This window comes from Paenibacillus xylanexedens (assembly GCF_001908275.1).
Lineage (GTDB): Bacteria > Bacillota > Bacilli > Paenibacillales > Paenibacillaceae > Paenibacillus > Paenibacillus xylanexedens_A.
Genome location: NZ_CP018620.1, coordinates 121,647 through 139,390, shown reverse-complemented (window position 1 = coordinate 139,390; position 17,744 = coordinate 121,647). Strand labels below are relative to the sequence as shown.

Sequence of the window (17,744 nt, the reverse complement as noted above, 5' to 3'; positions counted from 1 at the left end):
TATAGCCGGAATTGCTGCAATTCCCTAAGGCTCCAATCCATTCATGAAAGGTTTGATACCTGTGGACAATCGTACAACCCCACCTAACTTTATCAAAAATATTATTACCGAAGATCTCCGGTCTGGGAAAGTCCAGGAAGTTATTACCCGTTTTCCTCCGGAACCGAACGGTTATCTGCATATCGGCCATGCCAAGGCGATCTGGATTAACTTTACGCTGGGCGGCGAATTTGGCGGCAAAACGAATCTGCGCTTTGATGACACGAATCCGGTCAAGGAAGATGTAGAGTACGTTCAATCGATTCAGGAAGACGTGAAATGGCTCGGATACGAGTGGAACGAGAAACGTTTTGCCTCGGATTATTTTGACGAGATGTACAACCGTGCTGTCTTGTTGATTAAAAAAGGTAAAGCCTACATCGACGACCAAAGCGCCGACGAAATCCGTGAAATGCGCGGAACGCTGACGGAGCCGGGTAAGAACAGCCCGTACCGTGATCGTTCGGTGGAAGAGAATCTCGACCTGTTCACACGTATGCGTGCAGGCGAATTCAAGAACGGGGAGAAAGTGCTGCGTGCCAAGATCGATATGTCTGCACCGAATATCAACCTGCGCGATCCGGTTATTTACCGGATTTCTCATGCACATCATCATAACACGGGCGACAAATGGTGTATCTATCCAATGTACGCTTTTGCTCACCCGCTTGAAGATGCAATTGAAGGTGTAACGCATTCCCTCTGTTCCTTGGAGTTTGAGGATCAACGTCCATTCTACGATTGGGTTATTGCAGAGTGTGAGATGGAGAACCAACCGCATCAATATGAATTTGGTCGCCTGAATCTGTCCCAGATGGTAACAAGCAAGCGGAAGCTGAAACTGCTCGTAGATGAAGGACATGTGGATGGATGGGATGATCCGCGCATGCCAACGATTTCAGGTCTGCGCCGCCGGGGTTATACACCGGAAGCTATTCGTGATTTTGTATATGAGACAGGCATTTCCAAAAACTATGGAGTTATCGACCTGCAAACGTTGGAGCACTTTGTACGTGAAGACTTGAAACTGAAAGCTCCGCGTACGATGGCTGTCCTGCACCCGCTCAAAGTGGTCATCACCAACTATCCTGAAGGACAAGTAGAATGGCTTGAAGCAGAGAACAATGTGGAGAACCCGGAGATGGGTAATCGCCAAATTCCGTTCTCCCGTGAGATTTATATTGAACAAGACGATTTCATGGAGAATCCGCCGAACAAATACTTCCGTTTGTTCCCTGGCAACGAAGTTCGTCTGAAACATGCATACTTCATCAAATGTAACGATGTGATCAAGGATGCGGAAGGCAATGTGACTGAGATTCATTGTACCTATGATGTGGAGACAAAGAGCGGCAGTGGCTTCACTGGCCGTAAAGTCAAAGGAACAATCCACTGGGTAGAGGCGACTCAAGCGGTACCTGCTGAATTCCGTCTTTATGAGCCGTTGATCCTGGATGAAGCACCGGAAGCAGAGGTGGAAGTGGCAGTAGCTGGGGCTGAAGCTGAGGTTGTGGAAGAGCAACCGGAGAAAACGTTCCTGGATCAATTGAACCCGAACTCCCTTGAGATTGTTAATGGGTATGTGGAGCAAGAGATGAAGGAAGCGAACGCTCAGGATAAATTCCAATTCTTCCGTCATGGTTACTTTAGTGTAGATCCAAAACACTCCGAGCCAGGACGTCCGGTATTTAACCGGGTCGTATCCCTGAAAAGCTCATTCCAACTGCCGAAGGCATAAGGCCGCTGGAAGAAATTTATGGCCTGTTCATCAGAGTGCTGGTAAGCAGCCAAGTTATAAGTTAAAGGGAGGGCATCTTTCGTCATGATCATGGCGAAGGATGCCCTTTTGTTTTTCTTGATCTAGCCAGGCCCAGTTTTAGACTTAGTAATACAATTTCGCATGAACATGAACATGAACATGAACATGAACATGAGCTGAGGTCTTAGATGTGCGTATGAGGCAAGAATCTAACGAACCGAAGACACGTTATTCAAGTGTATTTGGACATTCCAGCAACGTAATGAATCGTAGACACCTTATTTCCTCATTTGGCTTGTCTTTTTGGGTTTTTAGCGTCTTTGATGCGAAATAAGGTGGCTGAGGTTCTTTAGCTTTAGAATTAAGTGAAATTGCTGCAAATAAGGCGTCTAAGGTTCGTTTGGAGCAACAAACCTTAGACGCCTTTTCTCTTTACTGCACCTATGCTTAATCTTTTGTCTGAATGTTTGAACGTTTTATTTACACTATAACGGAGAGGACAGAAGAAAGCTGGAGAAGCGGAGCGGTCGCCTTTATCACCAGATTTTTACCCTTTGAAAAGGGAATCAAAAAAATCCGGGGATAACAGCGATCGAAAGATTCTTCTGTCCTCGTAGTGTTCCAGTGGAAATCCTTCAACTTTTTCAAACAAAAGATTATCTGTCCTCATCCATATTACCCATCTCCGTCAATACAACTGGCTGATAGCCGTTACGTCGATTCGATAACCACATGATGCTAAATCCGACAGCGCCGATGAGCGAGAAGAATACGCCAATGCTATACATGATTTCTGCACCGAAGCTCTGGAACAACCAGCCGCCGAACAGACCGGCAATGACGCCGGAGAGACCGCCCCAGGCCATTGTGTAGACCGCTTGACCGGAGGAACGATAAGGTCTTGGAATGAACAGCATGGTCAGTTGCGTACCCACATAGAAGTACCCACCAAACGTAATGGAGTGCATCAATTGAATGAATACAATCTCCAGTGGGTTGTTAGCCAGTGCCATGAGCTGCCAGCGAAGTGCAAACAGCACACTGATCAGAATGAGAGATGCCAGGAGCATGCTCATTTTGCGTTTGAGTAAGCGATCGAGCAGCAGGAATACGCCGACTTCGAGAATGGATGAGGTGAAGATGGCCCAGCCGACCATCTGTTTGTCACCACCCATTTCTACTATGTATAGTGACATAAACGTACTGTTCATGGCATTAGGCACCGATACGAGTACACCCAGGCCGATAAATGCCATAAAATACGGATTGAACATGACTTTGCCAAACCGCCGAAAAGTAACCACCGGTGTATCCGAAGCGATCGGCTGTCTGGGTAGAAATACGGATAATACAAAGGCGGTGGCAATCATGCACGCAAATATAATGGATACACTGCCGATGCCAAAACGGTCAATGAGCGGTCCGGCTGCGACGGCAGTCAGCGCCCAACCGAGTGAACCCCAGAGCCGGAATGATCCAAATTTCTGGGTTGTACCATCGATATATCCGAGAATCAGGCTATTAGTTTGAGCAAATAATGGACTTTGAAAAAAATAAAAGAAAATCATGGCTACATAGATCCATGTATACGTGGGCGCATAGAACACACCCTGGGCGAGCACAAATGTGCCTCCCATCATAATCATCAGAATGATGCGAATGTTGCGAGATTTATCGCTCCAGAAACCCCAGAACGGGTTGGCAAACAAGGATACAAAGGGTCCAATCGCCATCAGACTGCCAATCTCCAGTTTGGTCATACCAATCTCTTGCAGATACAACTGCAGGAATCCGGCAAAGATCGAGATGGCTCCATATATGAAAAAGTTATATAGTTTCAGAGAAACCAATGAGGGATTGCCTCTTGAAGGTGCAGGTCTGTCCAATTAAGCCATTCCTTTCAAATGCATATTGTTCAATGTATCATTTGTTGAAAGGGGATTCAATGCATAGCGAACGTTTTGAAATTGATGCAGTCAAACACATATCGTGATCTGAGGGAGGATACCAACATGAACACGCGTGAATGGACAGGCATCATATTGGCAGGAGGGTTATCCAGTCGCATGGGAACCAACAAGGCCATGCTGGAACTGAACGGTTCCGTTGTCCTGCAACAAGTCACAAATGCCATGAGACCCGCAGTATCCCGTATCATCGTGGCTGCCGGACCCAATGTGACAACCTACGGTGCAATGGGCTACGATTGCGTTCAGGATCACTATCCGGGGAAGGGGCCACTCGCGGGTCTTCACGCGGCCCTGGAAGCTTCCGATACAGACTGGAATCTGGTATGCGCCTGCGATATGCCGCTCCTGCAAACGTCTTTCTTTGATGGAATAAAAAAACTGGTCGAATCGCATGACTCTTATTCTGCTATCGTGCCGCGCGTGTATGGACGTGTCCATCCACTTGCAGGGGCTTACCACAGACGAGTGCTCCCTGATCTCGAGCAGCGTCTGATACAGGATCATCTTCGGGTCATGCGATGGCTTGAAGAGATCGGTTGCTGTTATGTCGAAACGGAAGAGCTTGAGAGAGCGGGCGTTCATCAAGTAGCGATGCAAATGAGTAATATGAACACGCCGGAAGAGTACGAACGTATCCGTAATCAAGATTCTGGACTCGATTCCGATCTGTAGGATACAGGATCACTTGATGCATCTGCATGATGATTGCGATATTGCAGCGGGCTTTGGCCTGTCCAACGTTTGAATTGTCTGCTGAAATGGGACAGATGGGTGTAACCGAGCTTCCACGCAATTTCCCCGAGCGACAGCTCTGGCTGTTCGATCAGGACTTTGGCCTCCTGCAACTTTAGGCTGGACAGGTAAGCCCTGGGGGAACGCCCGTACACCTTGCGAAAGACCTGTAGACCATATCCCGGGCTGATGCCAAACGAGGATATAATTTGCTCTACTTTGACCGTGGATACACTGCTTTCCTTGGTTCGAAGCTGGGCATGGAATGCCTGCTTGATCGCCTCCGCTATAGCTCCCGCATAATGCATGGCTGTTGGCGCTGGTGCATGTGAAGCAGCAACGGAAGTGGTGAACTCCGGTTCATTGTCAGCAGCTTGGGACAACAGGGCGAACAGTTCAAACATGCGGGTCTGCATGATCATTTTATCAGTGGACGTGTAGGCTTCAGATACGTTAATCATCCCCATCCAGCTCTCCAGCACAACGCGTATTTTCCTATTATCAGCCGTACCTGCTGCGTAGATTCGGCTGTGCTGTGACATCAGCTTCAGGGTGAAGACCGGATCATCCACATTAAAATGAGCGCTAAAATAAGTCATGCCTTCCGTGGATACACATTGATTTGTATGTTTGAACCCGGGAGGAATGAGAAGAATGGAACCTTCCTCCACGGTATAGGTATAACCATGAATCACACTCTCCTGCGTACCTTCGATGATCAACATAATCTCAAAGCCCGGATGTGATTCCTCGGGCATCGCCCATCCATAGGGTACTTGTTGGCTGTGCGCACCATAGAATTTGATGTTACAGTCGATAATAGGCAGCCAGTGGGCCAACGTATGGTGAGGCATTTCTCGGAGCTGTGATCGGATATCCATCATATTCACCTCGGAAAAGGGTAAAAACAACTTGCCTTATACAATCGGCACCCGTAGTATACTTCATTATAATCAGTTTAACGCAAGCATGGATAATCCATGGAATACATCAGCGTTTGAAGTGGTTGCTGAACAATCCAAGTTCTTCAACCGACATTAATGTAAACGCTACCATTATGGATTGGAATATGTCAACTCTTGCACACGTCAAGATCATTATATTTTCCACCTAAAAAGGAGATTAAATCATGGACAAATTATTATATGGCGTAGCTTACTATGATGAATATATGCCTTACGAAAGATTGGACAAGGACATTCAGATGATGAAGGATGCAGGGATCAACGTGGTCCGTATTGCAGAATCAACCTGGAGTACCCATGAACCGCAGAATGGCGTATTTGACTTCTCTTCCGTGGATCGTGTGCTCAATGCCATGCATGAGGCGGGGATTCAGGTCATCGTTGGCACACCAACGTATGCTGTTCCAACATGGATGGTCAAGGAACATCCGGACGTGCTAGCTACCACTTCAAAGGGACCTGGAAAATACGGCGCAAGACAAATCATGGATATTACACATCCAACCTATCTATTCTATGCCGAGCGGATCATCCGCAAGCTGATCTCTCGGGTAAGCACACATCCAGCGGTAATCGGTTATCAGACAGATAACGAGACGAAGCATTACAATACGGCCGGAGATAATGTACAACTGCAATTCGTCAAATACATGCGGAATAAGTTCAGCTCCCTGGATGAACTCAACAAGGAATTTGGCCTCGACTATTGGAGTAATCGAATCAATAGCTGGGAAGACTTCCCGTCTGTTGTAGGAACGATCAACGGTAGTCTAGGAGCTGAGTTTGCCAAGTTCCAGCGGCAGCTGGTAACCAACTTTTTGGCTTGGCAAGTGGGGATCGTGAATGAATACAAACAGGACGGACAGTTTGTTACCCAGAATTTTGACTTTGATTGGCGTGGATATTCCTACGGCATTCAAGGGGATGTGGACCATTTTGCCGCATCGAAACCTTTTGACATCACCAGTGTGGACATCTACCATCCTTCCCAGGATGATCTGACCGGCATTGAGATTTCATTCGGCGGGGATGTGGCGCGTTCGACCAAACAATCGAATTATCTGGTACTGGAGACCGAAGCGCAGGCTTTCTGGCATTGGGTTCCCTATCCGGGACAGCTGCGTTTGCAAGCATTCAGTCATCTGGCATCAGGAGCGAACATGGTCGCTTACTGGCACTGGCACTCGTTGCACAATTCGTTTGAGACGTACTGGAAAGGATTGCTCAGTCATGAATTTGAACCGAATCCGGTGTACAACGAAGCGAAGACCATTGGCAGGGATTTTGCAAGACTGAGTCCTAAGCTTGTGAATCTGAAGAAAAAGAATCGGGTAGCTGTGCTGTTCAGCAATGAGGCGCTCACATCCATCAAGTGGTTTGGTTTTAACTTCACCAGTGACAAGAACTACAATGACGTGGTGCGTTGGATGTACGATGAATTGTATAAAATGAACATTGGCTGTGACCTCATCGACCCATCGGTTGAGAGTTATGCGGAGTATGACGTGCTCGTTGTACCTGCTCTGTATGCTGCTTCGGATGCATTGCTGGAAAAATTGAATCAATTCGTACAGGATGGCGGACATATCGTCTATTCGTTCAAAAGCGGATTCACAAATGAGCATATCAAGGTACGCTCTACCCGCCAGCCCGGCCTGATTAGTGAGGCATGCGGGATCAGTTATAACCTTTTTGTAGAGCCAAAACATGTCTCGCTGCGGGATGATCCATTTGGAGTTGGTGAAGAACAGAACAAGATTCATACCTGGATGGAGTTAATTACGCCGACAACGGCTGAAGTACTCGCTTGGTATGATCATCCACATTGGGGTGAATATGCGGCAATTACCCAGAATGCCTATGGAAAAGGCAAAGCAACCTATGTTGGCTGTTACACCAGTTCTGCGGTGATCCGTAAGGTGTTGGAACGTGTCATGAAAGAAGTGGGCGTATGGGGAGCTGATCAGGAGCTGGCTTTTCCTATTATTGTGAAGACAGGTGTGAACGATCAAGGGAACACGATCCGCTACTATTTCAATTATGCGGATGAGGCAACATCCTTCGTGAATGCTTATGGGGAAGGGACTGAACTTCTGGCAGGAACTCCGATTGCTGCGGGAGAGAAGATCGAATTGGAGCCATGGGGAATACGGATTATCGAACAATAATAGGAAATAATAAATATAGGTATATAAGTTGAATTCAACATGTACACGTTAACGGAGAGGCAGAAATAACCTGAGGAAGCGGAGCTAAAAGCTTTCTGAAAGAAAGCTGCATCGGAAGCATACACCTCGCCTTTATCAACGGATTTTCCCCTTCGAAAAGGGAATCAAAAAAATCCGGTGATAACAGCGATCAGAAGGTTGTTCTGACCACGTAGTGATCTCGTGTAACCATTCATTCTATTGTATAACGTGATATTTTAACATTTCCAAACGAATATAAAGACCAAAGCGCCCTCAGCTTCCATGCTGGGGCGTTTGTCTATTTTAGCTCAGGAGTGGATGCGCTGTGTTTACCGAATGTTATCGGAAGCTGATAGATCCTTTCAAACGCAGCATTCGCAATAAATTGATTCTTACCATGACGCTGCTGGCCGTTCTGCCCGTCATTGCCATGACCGCTATGGCTGCTGAGAATACCCGCTCTTCCATGGAAGAGGAGATTATGGAGACCAACCGAGCCAATATGAACTGGGCCTCCATCTATCTGGGTGAACAGTTCGCGCGCATGAACAACATTATCTATTCGATTCAGATCAGTGACGAATTGCATCAATATCTGGCGTTGAACGAGGAAGCGCCGGCGGCCAGTCGATTCGATGAACAGAAGGCCATGTTCAATATGCTGAACAGTGTATACTATTCTGCTGGCAATTATGTATTTGGCGTTGAACTGTACCTGAAGGAATTGGACACCTTGTTCACCTTCAACTCCATGGATTCTCGCATCAAAGCGGTATCGGAAATACCGGAAGGATATCATGAGCTTTTTGCACAACATAAAGATTTTACGATTATCAATGATCCGGACGATCCGCAAAAGTTTCACATGACCCGCAGCATGAACCGCTTCGAGGATCAGGCACAGATCGGGGCCATCAGTCTGGAGGTCAAGTGGGCTGAGTTCAACCAGACCCTGGAGCTGCTGGATAGCCGGGGTGACTATGCGGTATACATTGCTGACAGCACGGGCAGTCCGGTCTATCAGCCAAACCAAGATATTCAGCCTTCAGCGGAAGCACTGGAGAAATTGGCAGGCACAAAAGAAAGTTCGGGGTTTATCCGTACAGCCAAGGAGTACGTATTCTTTCATTCCATTGAGCCGTCAGGACTGCGTGTGATCAAGATTGTACCTGCCCATGTTGTTAACGAAAGCGCCTTGGAAACGATGAAATACGGATTGGTTGTGGGTGGCCTGGCCACTGTCATATCTGTGGGACTAGCTGCGCTGGTGGCCTGGCGCACATCAAAGCCCATTGTCCGACTGGCAAATTCCATGAAGGGTATTCAACTGATCAAGGACAGGGAAGTGGTGCGAAGTGGCCGGGTAGATGAGATTGGTCTGCTGGAGAAAAATCTGCACGGCATGGCTAGTCGTATTCGGGAACATATTCGCGACAACTACCTGATGAATCTGGAGAAGCAGACGGCCGAGCTCAAAGCACTGCAATCCCAGATCCATCCGCATTTCCTGCAAAATACGTTGCAGATGATTGGCGGCATGGTCTACTCGCAAAAACCGGCAGACAGTTACAAGGTCATTCGAGCCTTAAGCGAGATGTTTCGTTATATTGTGCGAGCGCCGGATGGACTGGTGCCCCTGCAGTCTGAACTCGATCAGTTGGAGCATTATATGCTGATTCAGAAGCAACGTTTTGCCGGCAGGCTTGAATATACACTGGAGATTACCGGAGAACTTCGGGCGTGTTATATCCCCAAGTTGTCTTTGCAACCCATTGTGGAGAATGCATTTTTGCATGGTCTGGAGAAGAAACAGGGCGAATGGAAGCTGGGCATTGAGGTTGTCTGTGAACCTTCAGATGTAACCATTCGAATTTGTGATAACGGCGTGGGTATGGATGCTGAGAAACTAACGGAGATGCAGTCCAGACTGGAGCGGCTTACCCGGCAGGCTGATCGGGTGTGGAGTTCAGGTACAAGTATTGGACTGGTCAATGCGGCCTCACGAATGGTAATGCATTTTGGACCTGAATATGGGATGAGCATAGAAAGTGAATACGGACAGGGGACAAGCGTTACGGTACGAAACCCCTGCAATACAGGAGGCGAAGCCTTGTGAACAAGGAACTGTACAGAGTGCTGTTGGTGGATGATGAACCGTGGAACCGGGATATTTTGCGCAACCTGGGAGATTGGAATGAACTCGGCATGACCGTTGCAGGTGAGGCAGAGGATGGTGAGCAGGCCATACAACTGGTCAAGCAGCATCAGCCTCACATTATCATTACGGACATGCGCATGCCCGGTACAGACGGTGTGGAACTGTTACAGACGCTGAGCGGACAGTACCCACAGATCAAGGTGATCGTGGTGAGCGGATATGACGACTTCAATTATGCAAAACATGCGATCCGCCATCGGGCTGCAGATTATCTGCTCAAACCGGTGAATCCGGATGAACTGAATGGTGTACTTGCTAAATGTGCAAAAGAGTTGGAAAAGGTTGAATCAGCACCTGAATCGTGGGAATCGTACCCATCTTCGTTCGCAGGTGAGTTCTCCCTGTTTCAGCAGCAGGCCCGCCTGCGGTTTAATGACCTGAACGGTCAGAGTCTGCGTGAGTGGTTCCAGCAATTACAGCAGAAGCTGGAACAATGCGAGATTAACAGACCTCGGCAGCTTGGCAGGGTGGCTCATGAATTACAGGCTTTGTTAGATGAACTGTGCGTCTCCAATGGCTTGTACGAGCGGCCCGAAGCAACGGCGCTACCTCCTGCGGCTGCACTGGCTTCCATCGAATCCACGATCGCATGGATTTCGACTCCGTACTATCAGGCTTTGGAGCAGCTCATTGCGCAGCGTAAGTTCAAGAATAAGCTGAACCTGAATGAGGTGAAGCAATACATTGAGCAGCACTGTATGGAGATGATTACGCTGGAGCAGCTCGCTCAGATCTTTTTTGTCAGCAAGGAATATCTCAGCAAGGTATTCAAGAAAGAGTATGAGGTGAATGTGACCGACTATGTTGTCCAGTTACGTATGACGAGAGCGAAAGAATGGGTGATGGATGAACAGATTCCGTTCAAGCATGTTGCCGAGATGGCGGGTTATGAAGATGTGTCCTACTTCTATCGAGTGTTCAAGAAGCATTTCGGAGTTTCACCTGGGGAGATGCGGAAGGGACAGGCTCGTATATCAGGTAAATCAGGCAGTAGTACGGAATGAGACGTTCGAGAGAGCATTTGCGGCAGGATTAAGGTTTAAAATAATCCAATACACAAGTCTAATTTTGTCCAATGAAGCGCTTTCATTTTCTGATATATAATGATCCTATGAAAGACAAACCAGTTACACACCGGGAGGTCATAAGAGATGAAAGTATGGAAAAGCGTAGCAAGTACAGTACTGGTCAGTGTTCTGCTCGCAGGTTGCGGTTCCAATGCAGGAACGGACAATGGGCAGGAGGAATTGGCATCAGGCAGCACGGTATCACTCAAAGTGTTCGTTGCACAACCTCGGCTGAAAGAACATTACGATAAATATATAGAACAGTTCAAAGCCAAGGAGAAAGCAGAGAAAAACATTGAGGTGAACGTGCAACTGGAGATGCCGCCAGCGGACAATGCACCTCAGATTCTGAAGACTCGCCTCGCCTCCAATGATGCACCGGATGTGTTCGCCCTGCATGCAGTCAATGAGATTCCACCATTCAGCAAAGCTGGTTATCTGGAAGACCTGTCGGGCCAACCTTTTGTCGATAAGCTGCTGGATTCGGTTAAACCTTCCATAACGAATGCGGAGGGTAAAATCGTAGCTATTCCATTGGAAACAGTATCATGGGGCTATTTGTACAATAAAGATATTTTTGAAGAGCAAGGGCTGGAAGTGCCAACGACGTTAACAGAAATGAAAGCGGTCGTGGAGAAACTCAAAGCAGCCAACATTACACCGTTTGAACTATCCTACAAAGAAGCCTGGATTCCGCAATTATTTCTGCCACTTACCGTGGGTGCATTAACTCAGTCTGAGCACAAAGACTTCGTGGAGAAGATGAATCAGGATCAGGGCTCCTTCTCCGATATGAAAGCATTGTTTGATATCTTTGATCTCGTCAATGCCAATGGAACGGACAAAGCGCTGGAAGTGGGCGGAGATGATGGTTCAGCAGCCTTCGCATCAGGAAGCGCCGCGATGTGGATTCAAGGACCATGGTTTGCCGAAACCATCCTGAAGTCCAACCCGGACTTGAACTTTGGTGTAGCACCAATGCCGATCAATGACAATCCGGATGATACCAAAATCAATCTGAGCACCTCCACTTCACTGGCAGTATCGTCATCTAGCAAAAACAAAGAAGTGGCACTCGATTTCGTGAACTACATTCTCGATGACAAGGATTCAAGTGCATTCTTCGAAGCACTCAAGTTCAATCCGATTGCCAAGATCCATGACTTCAAGAGCTTCCCGTGGGTAGACGATGCCCAGAAATATGTGAGTGAAGGTAAAGCTTATGAGGACCCATCCCTCCCTCAAGCGGTGAAAGACGAGTCAGGCAAAGCGTTGCAAGGCTACTACTCTGGGCAATTAAATCAACAGCAGGTTATCGATGCGCTCGACAAGGCGTGGAAATCCTACAACAAAGTCAACAAGTAAGGAGCTGTGAGGAATGGAGTATCCGCTTTTGTTGGCAAATCTCAACGGTCTGAGAGTTTTGTCAACAAATGAGCGGTACTTTGTTTCGTCGCAGTCTCCAAGCAGATGATACGGCAGGCAGAACGTTCTTCGTTCCCTCGTTTACAATCATCCGCTTCGAGTGAAAAGGGGGAGAACCAATGGCTACGAATGTGTTCAAGAAGTATCTGTCACTGCTCGCGTTCACTGCGCCTGCCTTTGTCATCTATGCGATTTTCCTGCTGTATCCCACGTTCAGTGGCATGTTCTATAGTCTGACGGATTGGAACGGACTCAATCAGGATTACAGCTTTATCGGTCTGGGCAACTTTGTGGAATTGTTCAAAGAAGATCCCGACTTTCTGAATTCCCTGTGGTTCACGATGAAATATGTAATATTTATGCTGATTCTGCAAAATGGAATTGCCTTGTTACTCGCCGTGTTGATTGAGTCACGGACGCGTAGCAAAGGGCTTTTCCGGACGCTGTTCTTCATGCCTAACATGATCAGTACAATCATCAGTGCTTTCATGTGGACATTCATCTTCTCTCAGGTGCTGCCACAGCTCGCAGAGAAACTGGCTTTCTCGTTCCTCGACCAGCAATGGCTGGGTGATCCGAAGTTTTCATTTTACTCCATTCTGATCGTATCGCTCTGGAACGGTGTAGGGTATATGATGATCATCTATCTGGCTGCTCTCCAGGGTGTACCGAAAAGTCTCAAAGAAGCGGCTGTTATTGATGGGGCCAACGCATTCCAGGTACTGCGCAATGTGGTGTTGCCAATGATTACTCATGCCGTGACCATCTGTTTCTTCCTGACGCTGAACGGAGCATTCAAAGTGTTTGAAGTGGTGTATGGACTGACTGGTGGTGGACCGGGCCGGGCCACGCAGGTGATCACGATGAATATCTATGAAGAAGCGTTCTCCAACAACTTCAGATATGGCTATGCGAGTGCCAAATCGGTTGTGCTGTTCATCATCGTACTCATCTTTACACTCATCCAGATCACCGTCATGAAGAAGAAAGAGGTGGAAGCATGAGGATGCAACGACTGAACAGTTATCTGATTCGACTGCTGCTGATTCTGGGCTCTCTCGTCGCTATGCTGCCGATCTACATGGCCGTGGTGAACTCTTTCAAAACACAAGGTGAGATGTTCCAATCCTTTATCGCGCTGCCAACAACGTTGCACTGGGAGAATTATTCGGACGCGTTTAACAAAATCAATCTGTTGGGCAGTTCGATGAACTCGGCGATTGTATCCTTTCTGGGGATCGGGGGAATCGTCTTCTGTGCCTCACTTGCGGGATACAAGTTGTCACGTACCTCAGGCCGCTTGAGCAACCTGATCTTCTTCCTGTTTGTTGCATCCATGCTGGTACCGTTCCACTCAATCATGATTCCGCTGACACGGGTAGCCAAAGGCATGGGGGTGCAAGGAAGCACGTACGGATTGGCCCTGATCTATATCGGGCTTGGTGTGAACATGGCAATCTTCCTCTATCACGGGTTTGTGAAGTCCATTCCGCGTGAATTGGAGGAGTCGGCTCAGATTGACGGATGTAATGAGTTCCAGACGTTCTTCCAGATTATCTTCCCGCTGCTGCTTCCGATCACAGTCACCATCGCAATTCTGGACTTCCTGTGGATCTGGAATGACTTCTTGCTGCCACTGCTCATGTTGACCGATGTGAATCGTTATACGCTGATTCTGTCCACGAACATGCTGTTTGGTGAATATAACAAGGAATGGCCGTTGATTCTGTCCTCCCTGGTACTGACTGCGATTCCAGTTATTCTGATCTATGCGTTCTTCCAGAAGTTTATCATGGAGGGGATTGCGGAGGGTGCGGTCAAAGGGTAAAACATTCAAAGGTATCCCGCAGCGCAGCTGGTATTTGCCCGTACTGGTATTCGGACAAACTTACGAAACTTACGCGAATAGCCTTGATCTGAAGGACATGGTCCTTCCAGGTCAAGGCTGTTTTTTTGTGGTGAAATCAGGAAACAGTATTCGTCGAAGTCAGGAGCTAGAGTCTATAAGTCTGTGGACGGCCTCTGCCAGGCATTGTAGTCCACGTTCCATCTCATCAGGGGAAGCATAGGCGTAAGACAGCCGAATGTGACTTGCGTCCAAGCGGTCATACAGATAGCCCGGGTGGATTAGTACATTTTGCTCCAGACAGGTATGGAACAATTGGCGGATAGAGAGAGGGGATACGGTGAATTGCAGCCAGATGTAAAATCCACCAGCGGGTATTTCCCACTCCGCAATACCATGAAAGTGACGTTGAAGCAGCTCCAGCATGGTATCTCTGCGTCTGCGTAGTTCAGGGCGAAGGCGTTCCATATGTCCAGCGTGATGTCCTTCTGCGAACCACAGGGCAGAAGCTTCTTGGGCGAGTGAACTGGTACCATAATCGGTCTGCATCTTGATATCGGCGAGACGGCGAATGACCGGCTCTGGCCCAACCAGCCATCCGAGGCGCAGTCCAGGACTGACTGCCTTTGACAGGGTGCCCATATGCAGCACCCGTCCTTCCTGGTCACGCGCCTTCAGCGATGACGGAGGAGGTTTATCCAACCACAGATCACTGTAAGCGGCATCCTCCAGTATGGAGATGCCTAATGTTCGAGCGGTGTACATGAGTTCTTCCCGGCGGTGATCACTCATGACAGAGCCAGTGGGATTGTGAAAGCTCGGGATCGTATAGAGAAGCGAGATGTGATCTTGATCTTTGACATGCTGCGCCGCGTCCTCCAGACGTGCAATGTGTACGCCTTCGTTATCCATCGGGATACCACTCATTTTCAACCCTGCTGACTGAAAGGCGTGAATCGAATAGAGATACGACGGTTTTTCCAGCAGAACCGCTGATCCGCGAGGGAGCAGTCCGACCGAAATCAAATGCAGTGCCTGAAGAGAACCCGATACGATCAGTATGGAATCTGGAGAGGCTTGAATGCCAGTAGCCTGCAAATGGACGGACAAAGCCTCACGAAGCTCCAGGCTTCCTTGAGGTTCCAGGTAGTTGAGTGTACGAGAACGCTGGGACAGGGAGTGTAGAATATCGCTAAAAGCATCCTGAGGCATCAGCTCCGGGGCAAGCTCCCCTGTACCGAGCCGTATGATGCCAGGCCTGAATTCAGCCTGATTAATCTGCTGGATCTCGGGCAGGTTGGGATAATACCAGCCCTCCTCAATGGCTTCATTCCAGTTGGGCGTCGCTCCATGAGCTATGCCATGCCAACCGGAGCCGGAAATATAAGTTCCCCCGCCATGTCTGCCTTCAATCAGACCAGCGGCGGCCAGATTATCAAGGGCAGTGACCAATGTACTGCGGTTTACGCCCATGGACTCAGCCCATATTCGCTGTGAGGGGAGACGATATCCTGCTGACCATTCGCCCGTTGTGATTTTCTGCCGAACATAGGCTTCAATCTGGCGATACAAGGGCAAGTCGAGAGAGGGATTCGGCTTCCACCCCATGTTTAGCCGAGAATCAGAACGTTCCATAACTGGCAGAGTCACCTCCGTTTATCTTTGTAACAAACACTATATCATTTGGTTGGGTCTGATGCCATCCAAGTGGTTGGTTACGTAGGCCATCATCTGTCCTACTATGGAGGACAGAGATAAGGGGGAAGAACAATGGAGGTTGTTATTCATGCAGTGGTTCTGGCGTTTGGCCTGATCTTGCCACTGGGTGTGCAGAATGTATTTATTTTTAACCAAGGCATGAGACAAAGACGTTACATTGATGCTCTGCCTGTTGTAATAACGGCAGGGGTCAGTGATACGCTGTTGATCGGGGCAGCCGTTGGAGGGGTGTCGCTCATTTTGCTGCAATGGCCATTGCTAGCGAATGTGATGTATGCAGTAGGAAGCTTGTTTCTGCTATATATGGCATGGAGTATTTGGAGGTCGTCCGAATCTGTGGAAGGTTCGCAAACGGTAATGTCAGCAGGGCGACAGATTGCGTTTGCCGCATCGGTATCTTTACTCAATCCTCATGCTCTGCTGGATATGGTTGCCGTGATTGGCACCAGTTCACTTCAGTATGAAGGGGTGGAGCGCATTTATTTTGCCCTAACAGCCGCGGCTGTATCGTGGATATGGTTCTTGGGACTTGCAGGCGCAGGCAGGGTGATTGGCAGAACGGATCGAACTGGACGCATCAGTCTGGTGTTTAATCGGTTCTCCGCTGTGGTCATGGTTGGGCTTGCGTGTATGATGCTGTGGAAGCTCATCTATTCATAGAAGGACCGTGATGCGGCTGGCACAACTTGTTAAAATAAAAAAACTCCCCGTGACGTTAATCGCACGGAGAGTTCAATGTGGATGCTGAATTTGGTAATCAGCATAGCCTGTTGAATTAGTTATTGAGTAGGAATATGTAGTGCTCGATAATGCATCGGTATTGCGTCTCTTATATATGGTTAGTCATTTGAGTTAAGCTCATCGTAATCGGATCTATTCCGCCTTCAGCAACATGGATTCAATAAACACTTTCAGATCACGGCTTACACTGTTCAACTGATCAATGACCTCGCTGAACTCGGTTACCAGCACCGCTTGTTGATTGCTAGACTGTGAGATGGATGTGATCTCCTGCTCCATCTGCTGAATGGAATGCTGAACATCCTTCAAGGAACGTTCGATATTCACCGTAGCTTCTTTGGTACCTGTAGAAAGTTTACGCACTTCAGATGCAACGACGCTGAATCCGGCGCCTGCTTCACCTGCTCGGGCCGCTTCGATGGCTGCATTCAGGCCGAGCAGATTGGTCTGTTCTGAGATTTCACGGATGAATGCGGCGACTTTGTTCACTTCGCCTGAGTTCTGCACAGCCATGCGGGTATTATCCAAAATCTGCGTGGAAGATGCCGTCAATTGCTCGGATTGGGCGGCTACCGTCTGCACCATATCTGTTAATTTTCCGCTGATACCGCCGATCAATTCAGTGAAGTACTCCAGTTTTTCCTCGTTCTGAAGAGAGAAACCAATGGCAAGTGTGCCCACGATATTTCCTTGTTCATCCCGAAGTGGGGTGGCCGCCGAGTTGATTGATGTGCCATAGAATTTCGCATCAATACGGTTCGCTGAAGTTTCCCCATGTATAAGTGCCCGGCGTAGTGTAGGGTCATCGAGGGAAACGGGGTCTCCAGCCTTGATGCCCAGATCGAGTTCGTTGCTGGGAACATAATACCAGAACTTCTCCGTGTCGGTTACCGCAATCATGATATCGTGTTCTTTCAGCATAATTTTAAAATATGGACTTGCTGCAACGAGTGCTTCAACGATGTTCAATAAGGTTCAGCTCCTATAATGTATATGTATCATCTAGATGTATTGTATACATCGTCAGAATGAGGTTGATCTTGAAGACCCAACAAGGGCATAACGTATATTAAT

Annotated in this window: 13 protein-coding genes; 9 read left to right on the top strand and 4 right to left on the bottom strand. The window is 48.1% G+C overall.

Annotation, left to right across the window (positions count from 1 at the left end; all coding sequences use genetic code 11):
• Nucleotides 1-43: 43 nt before the first annotated feature.
• Nucleotides 44-1,777: a glutamine--tRNA ligase/YqeY domain fusion protein gene (locus BS614_RS00530; RefSeq protein ID WP_074092566.1), complete on the top strand. Its 1,734-nt coding sequence runs from the start codon at nt 44-46 to the stop codon at nt 1,775-1,777.
• Nucleotides 1,778-2,454: 677 nt separating this feature from the next.
• Here the strand turns inward: BS614_RS00530 and BS614_RS00525 are convergent.
• Entirely contained in the window at nt 2,455-3,648 is a 1,194-nt protein-coding gene (locus BS614_RS00525) for an MFS transporter (protein WP_036667790.1), read from the bottom strand.
• A gap of 162 nt (nt 3,649-3,810) precedes the next feature.
• Here BS614_RS00525 and mobA point away from each other — a divergent pair, with 162 nt between their 5' ends.
• Nucleotides 3,811-4,440, top strand: coding sequence for a molybdenum cofactor guanylyltransferase (gene mobA / locus BS614_RS00520; protein WP_167544359.1), 630 nt, complete (start codon nt 3,811-3,813; stop codon nt 4,438-4,440).
• Here mobA and BS614_RS00515 read toward each other — a convergent pair.
• A complete protein-coding gene (locus BS614_RS00515; protein ID WP_342351884.1) occupies nt 4,410-5,384 on the bottom strand; it encodes a helix-turn-helix domain-containing protein in 975 nt (324 codons plus the stop codon). The two genes, mobA and BS614_RS00515, sit on opposite strands and share 31 nt — an antisense overlap.
• 245 nt (nt 5,385-5,629) lie before the next feature.
• Here BS614_RS00515 and BS614_RS00510 point away from each other — a divergent pair, with 245 nt between their 5' ends.
• The 6 genes from BS614_RS00510 to BS614_RS00485 all read left to right on the top strand — a co-directional run bounded on the left by BS614_RS00510 (nt 5,630) and on the right by BS614_RS00485 (nt 14,192).
• On the top strand, nt 5,630-7,633 hold the full coding sequence (locus BS614_RS00510; RefSeq protein ID WP_074092563.1) for a beta-galactosidase: 2,004 nt from the start codon (nt 5,630-5,632) through the stop codon (nt 7,631-7,633).
• A 346-nt stretch (nt 7,634-7,979) separates the two neighbouring features.
• Nucleotides 7,980-9,770, top strand: coding sequence for a sensor histidine kinase (locus BS614_RS00505; RefSeq protein ID WP_074092562.1), 1,791 nt, complete (start codon nt 7,980-7,982; stop codon nt 9,768-9,770).
• A complete protein-coding gene (locus BS614_RS00500) occupies nt 9,767-10,876 on the top strand; it encodes a response regulator (protein WP_244898241.1) in 1,110 nt (369 codons plus the stop codon). The genes BS614_RS00505 and BS614_RS00500 overlap by 4 nt, the downstream gene beginning before the upstream one ends.
• 147 nt (nt 10,877-11,023) lie before the next feature.
• Entirely contained in the window at nt 11,024-12,304 is a 1,281-nt protein-coding gene (locus tag BS614_RS00495) for an ABC transporter substrate-binding protein (protein ID WP_074092561.1), read from the top strand.
• Between the two features lie 179 nt (nt 12,305-12,483).
• Nucleotides 12,484-13,368, top strand: coding sequence for a carbohydrate ABC transporter permease (locus BS614_RS00490; protein ID WP_047840741.1), 885 nt, complete (start codon nt 12,484-12,486; stop codon nt 13,366-13,368).
• Nucleotides 13,365-14,192, top strand: a complete 828-nt coding sequence (locus BS614_RS00485; protein ID WP_062836914.1) for a carbohydrate ABC transporter permease — start codon at nt 13,365-13,367, stop codon at nt 14,190-14,192. The genes BS614_RS00490 and BS614_RS00485 overlap by 4 nt, the downstream gene beginning before the upstream one ends.
• A 159-nt stretch (nt 14,193-14,351) precedes the next feature.
• Here the strand turns inward: BS614_RS00485 and BS614_RS00480 are convergent, their stop codons facing one another.
• Complete coding sequence (locus tag BS614_RS00480; protein WP_074092560.1) at nt 14,352-15,845, bottom strand: aminotransferase-like domain-containing protein; 1,494 nt, start codon at nt 15,843-15,845, stop codon at nt 14,352-14,354.
• Between the two features lie 135 nt (nt 15,846-15,980).
• Here BS614_RS00480 and BS614_RS00475 point away from each other — a divergent pair, with 135 nt between their 5' ends.
• Entirely contained in the window at nt 15,981-16,589 is a 609-nt protein-coding gene (locus BS614_RS00475; RefSeq protein ID WP_074092559.1) for a LysE/ArgO family amino acid transporter, read from the top strand.
• 213 nt (nt 16,590-16,802) lie between these two features.
• Here the strand turns inward: BS614_RS00475 and BS614_RS32310 are convergent, their stop codons facing one another.
• Nucleotides 16,803-17,639 carry a methyl-accepting chemotaxis protein gene (locus tag BS614_RS32310; protein WP_036612668.1) on the bottom strand — a complete coding sequence of 279 codons (837 nt, stop codon included), beginning with the start codon at nt 17,637-17,639 and terminating at the stop codon, nt 16,803-16,805.
• Nucleotides 17,640-17,744: the final 105 nt, after the last annotated feature.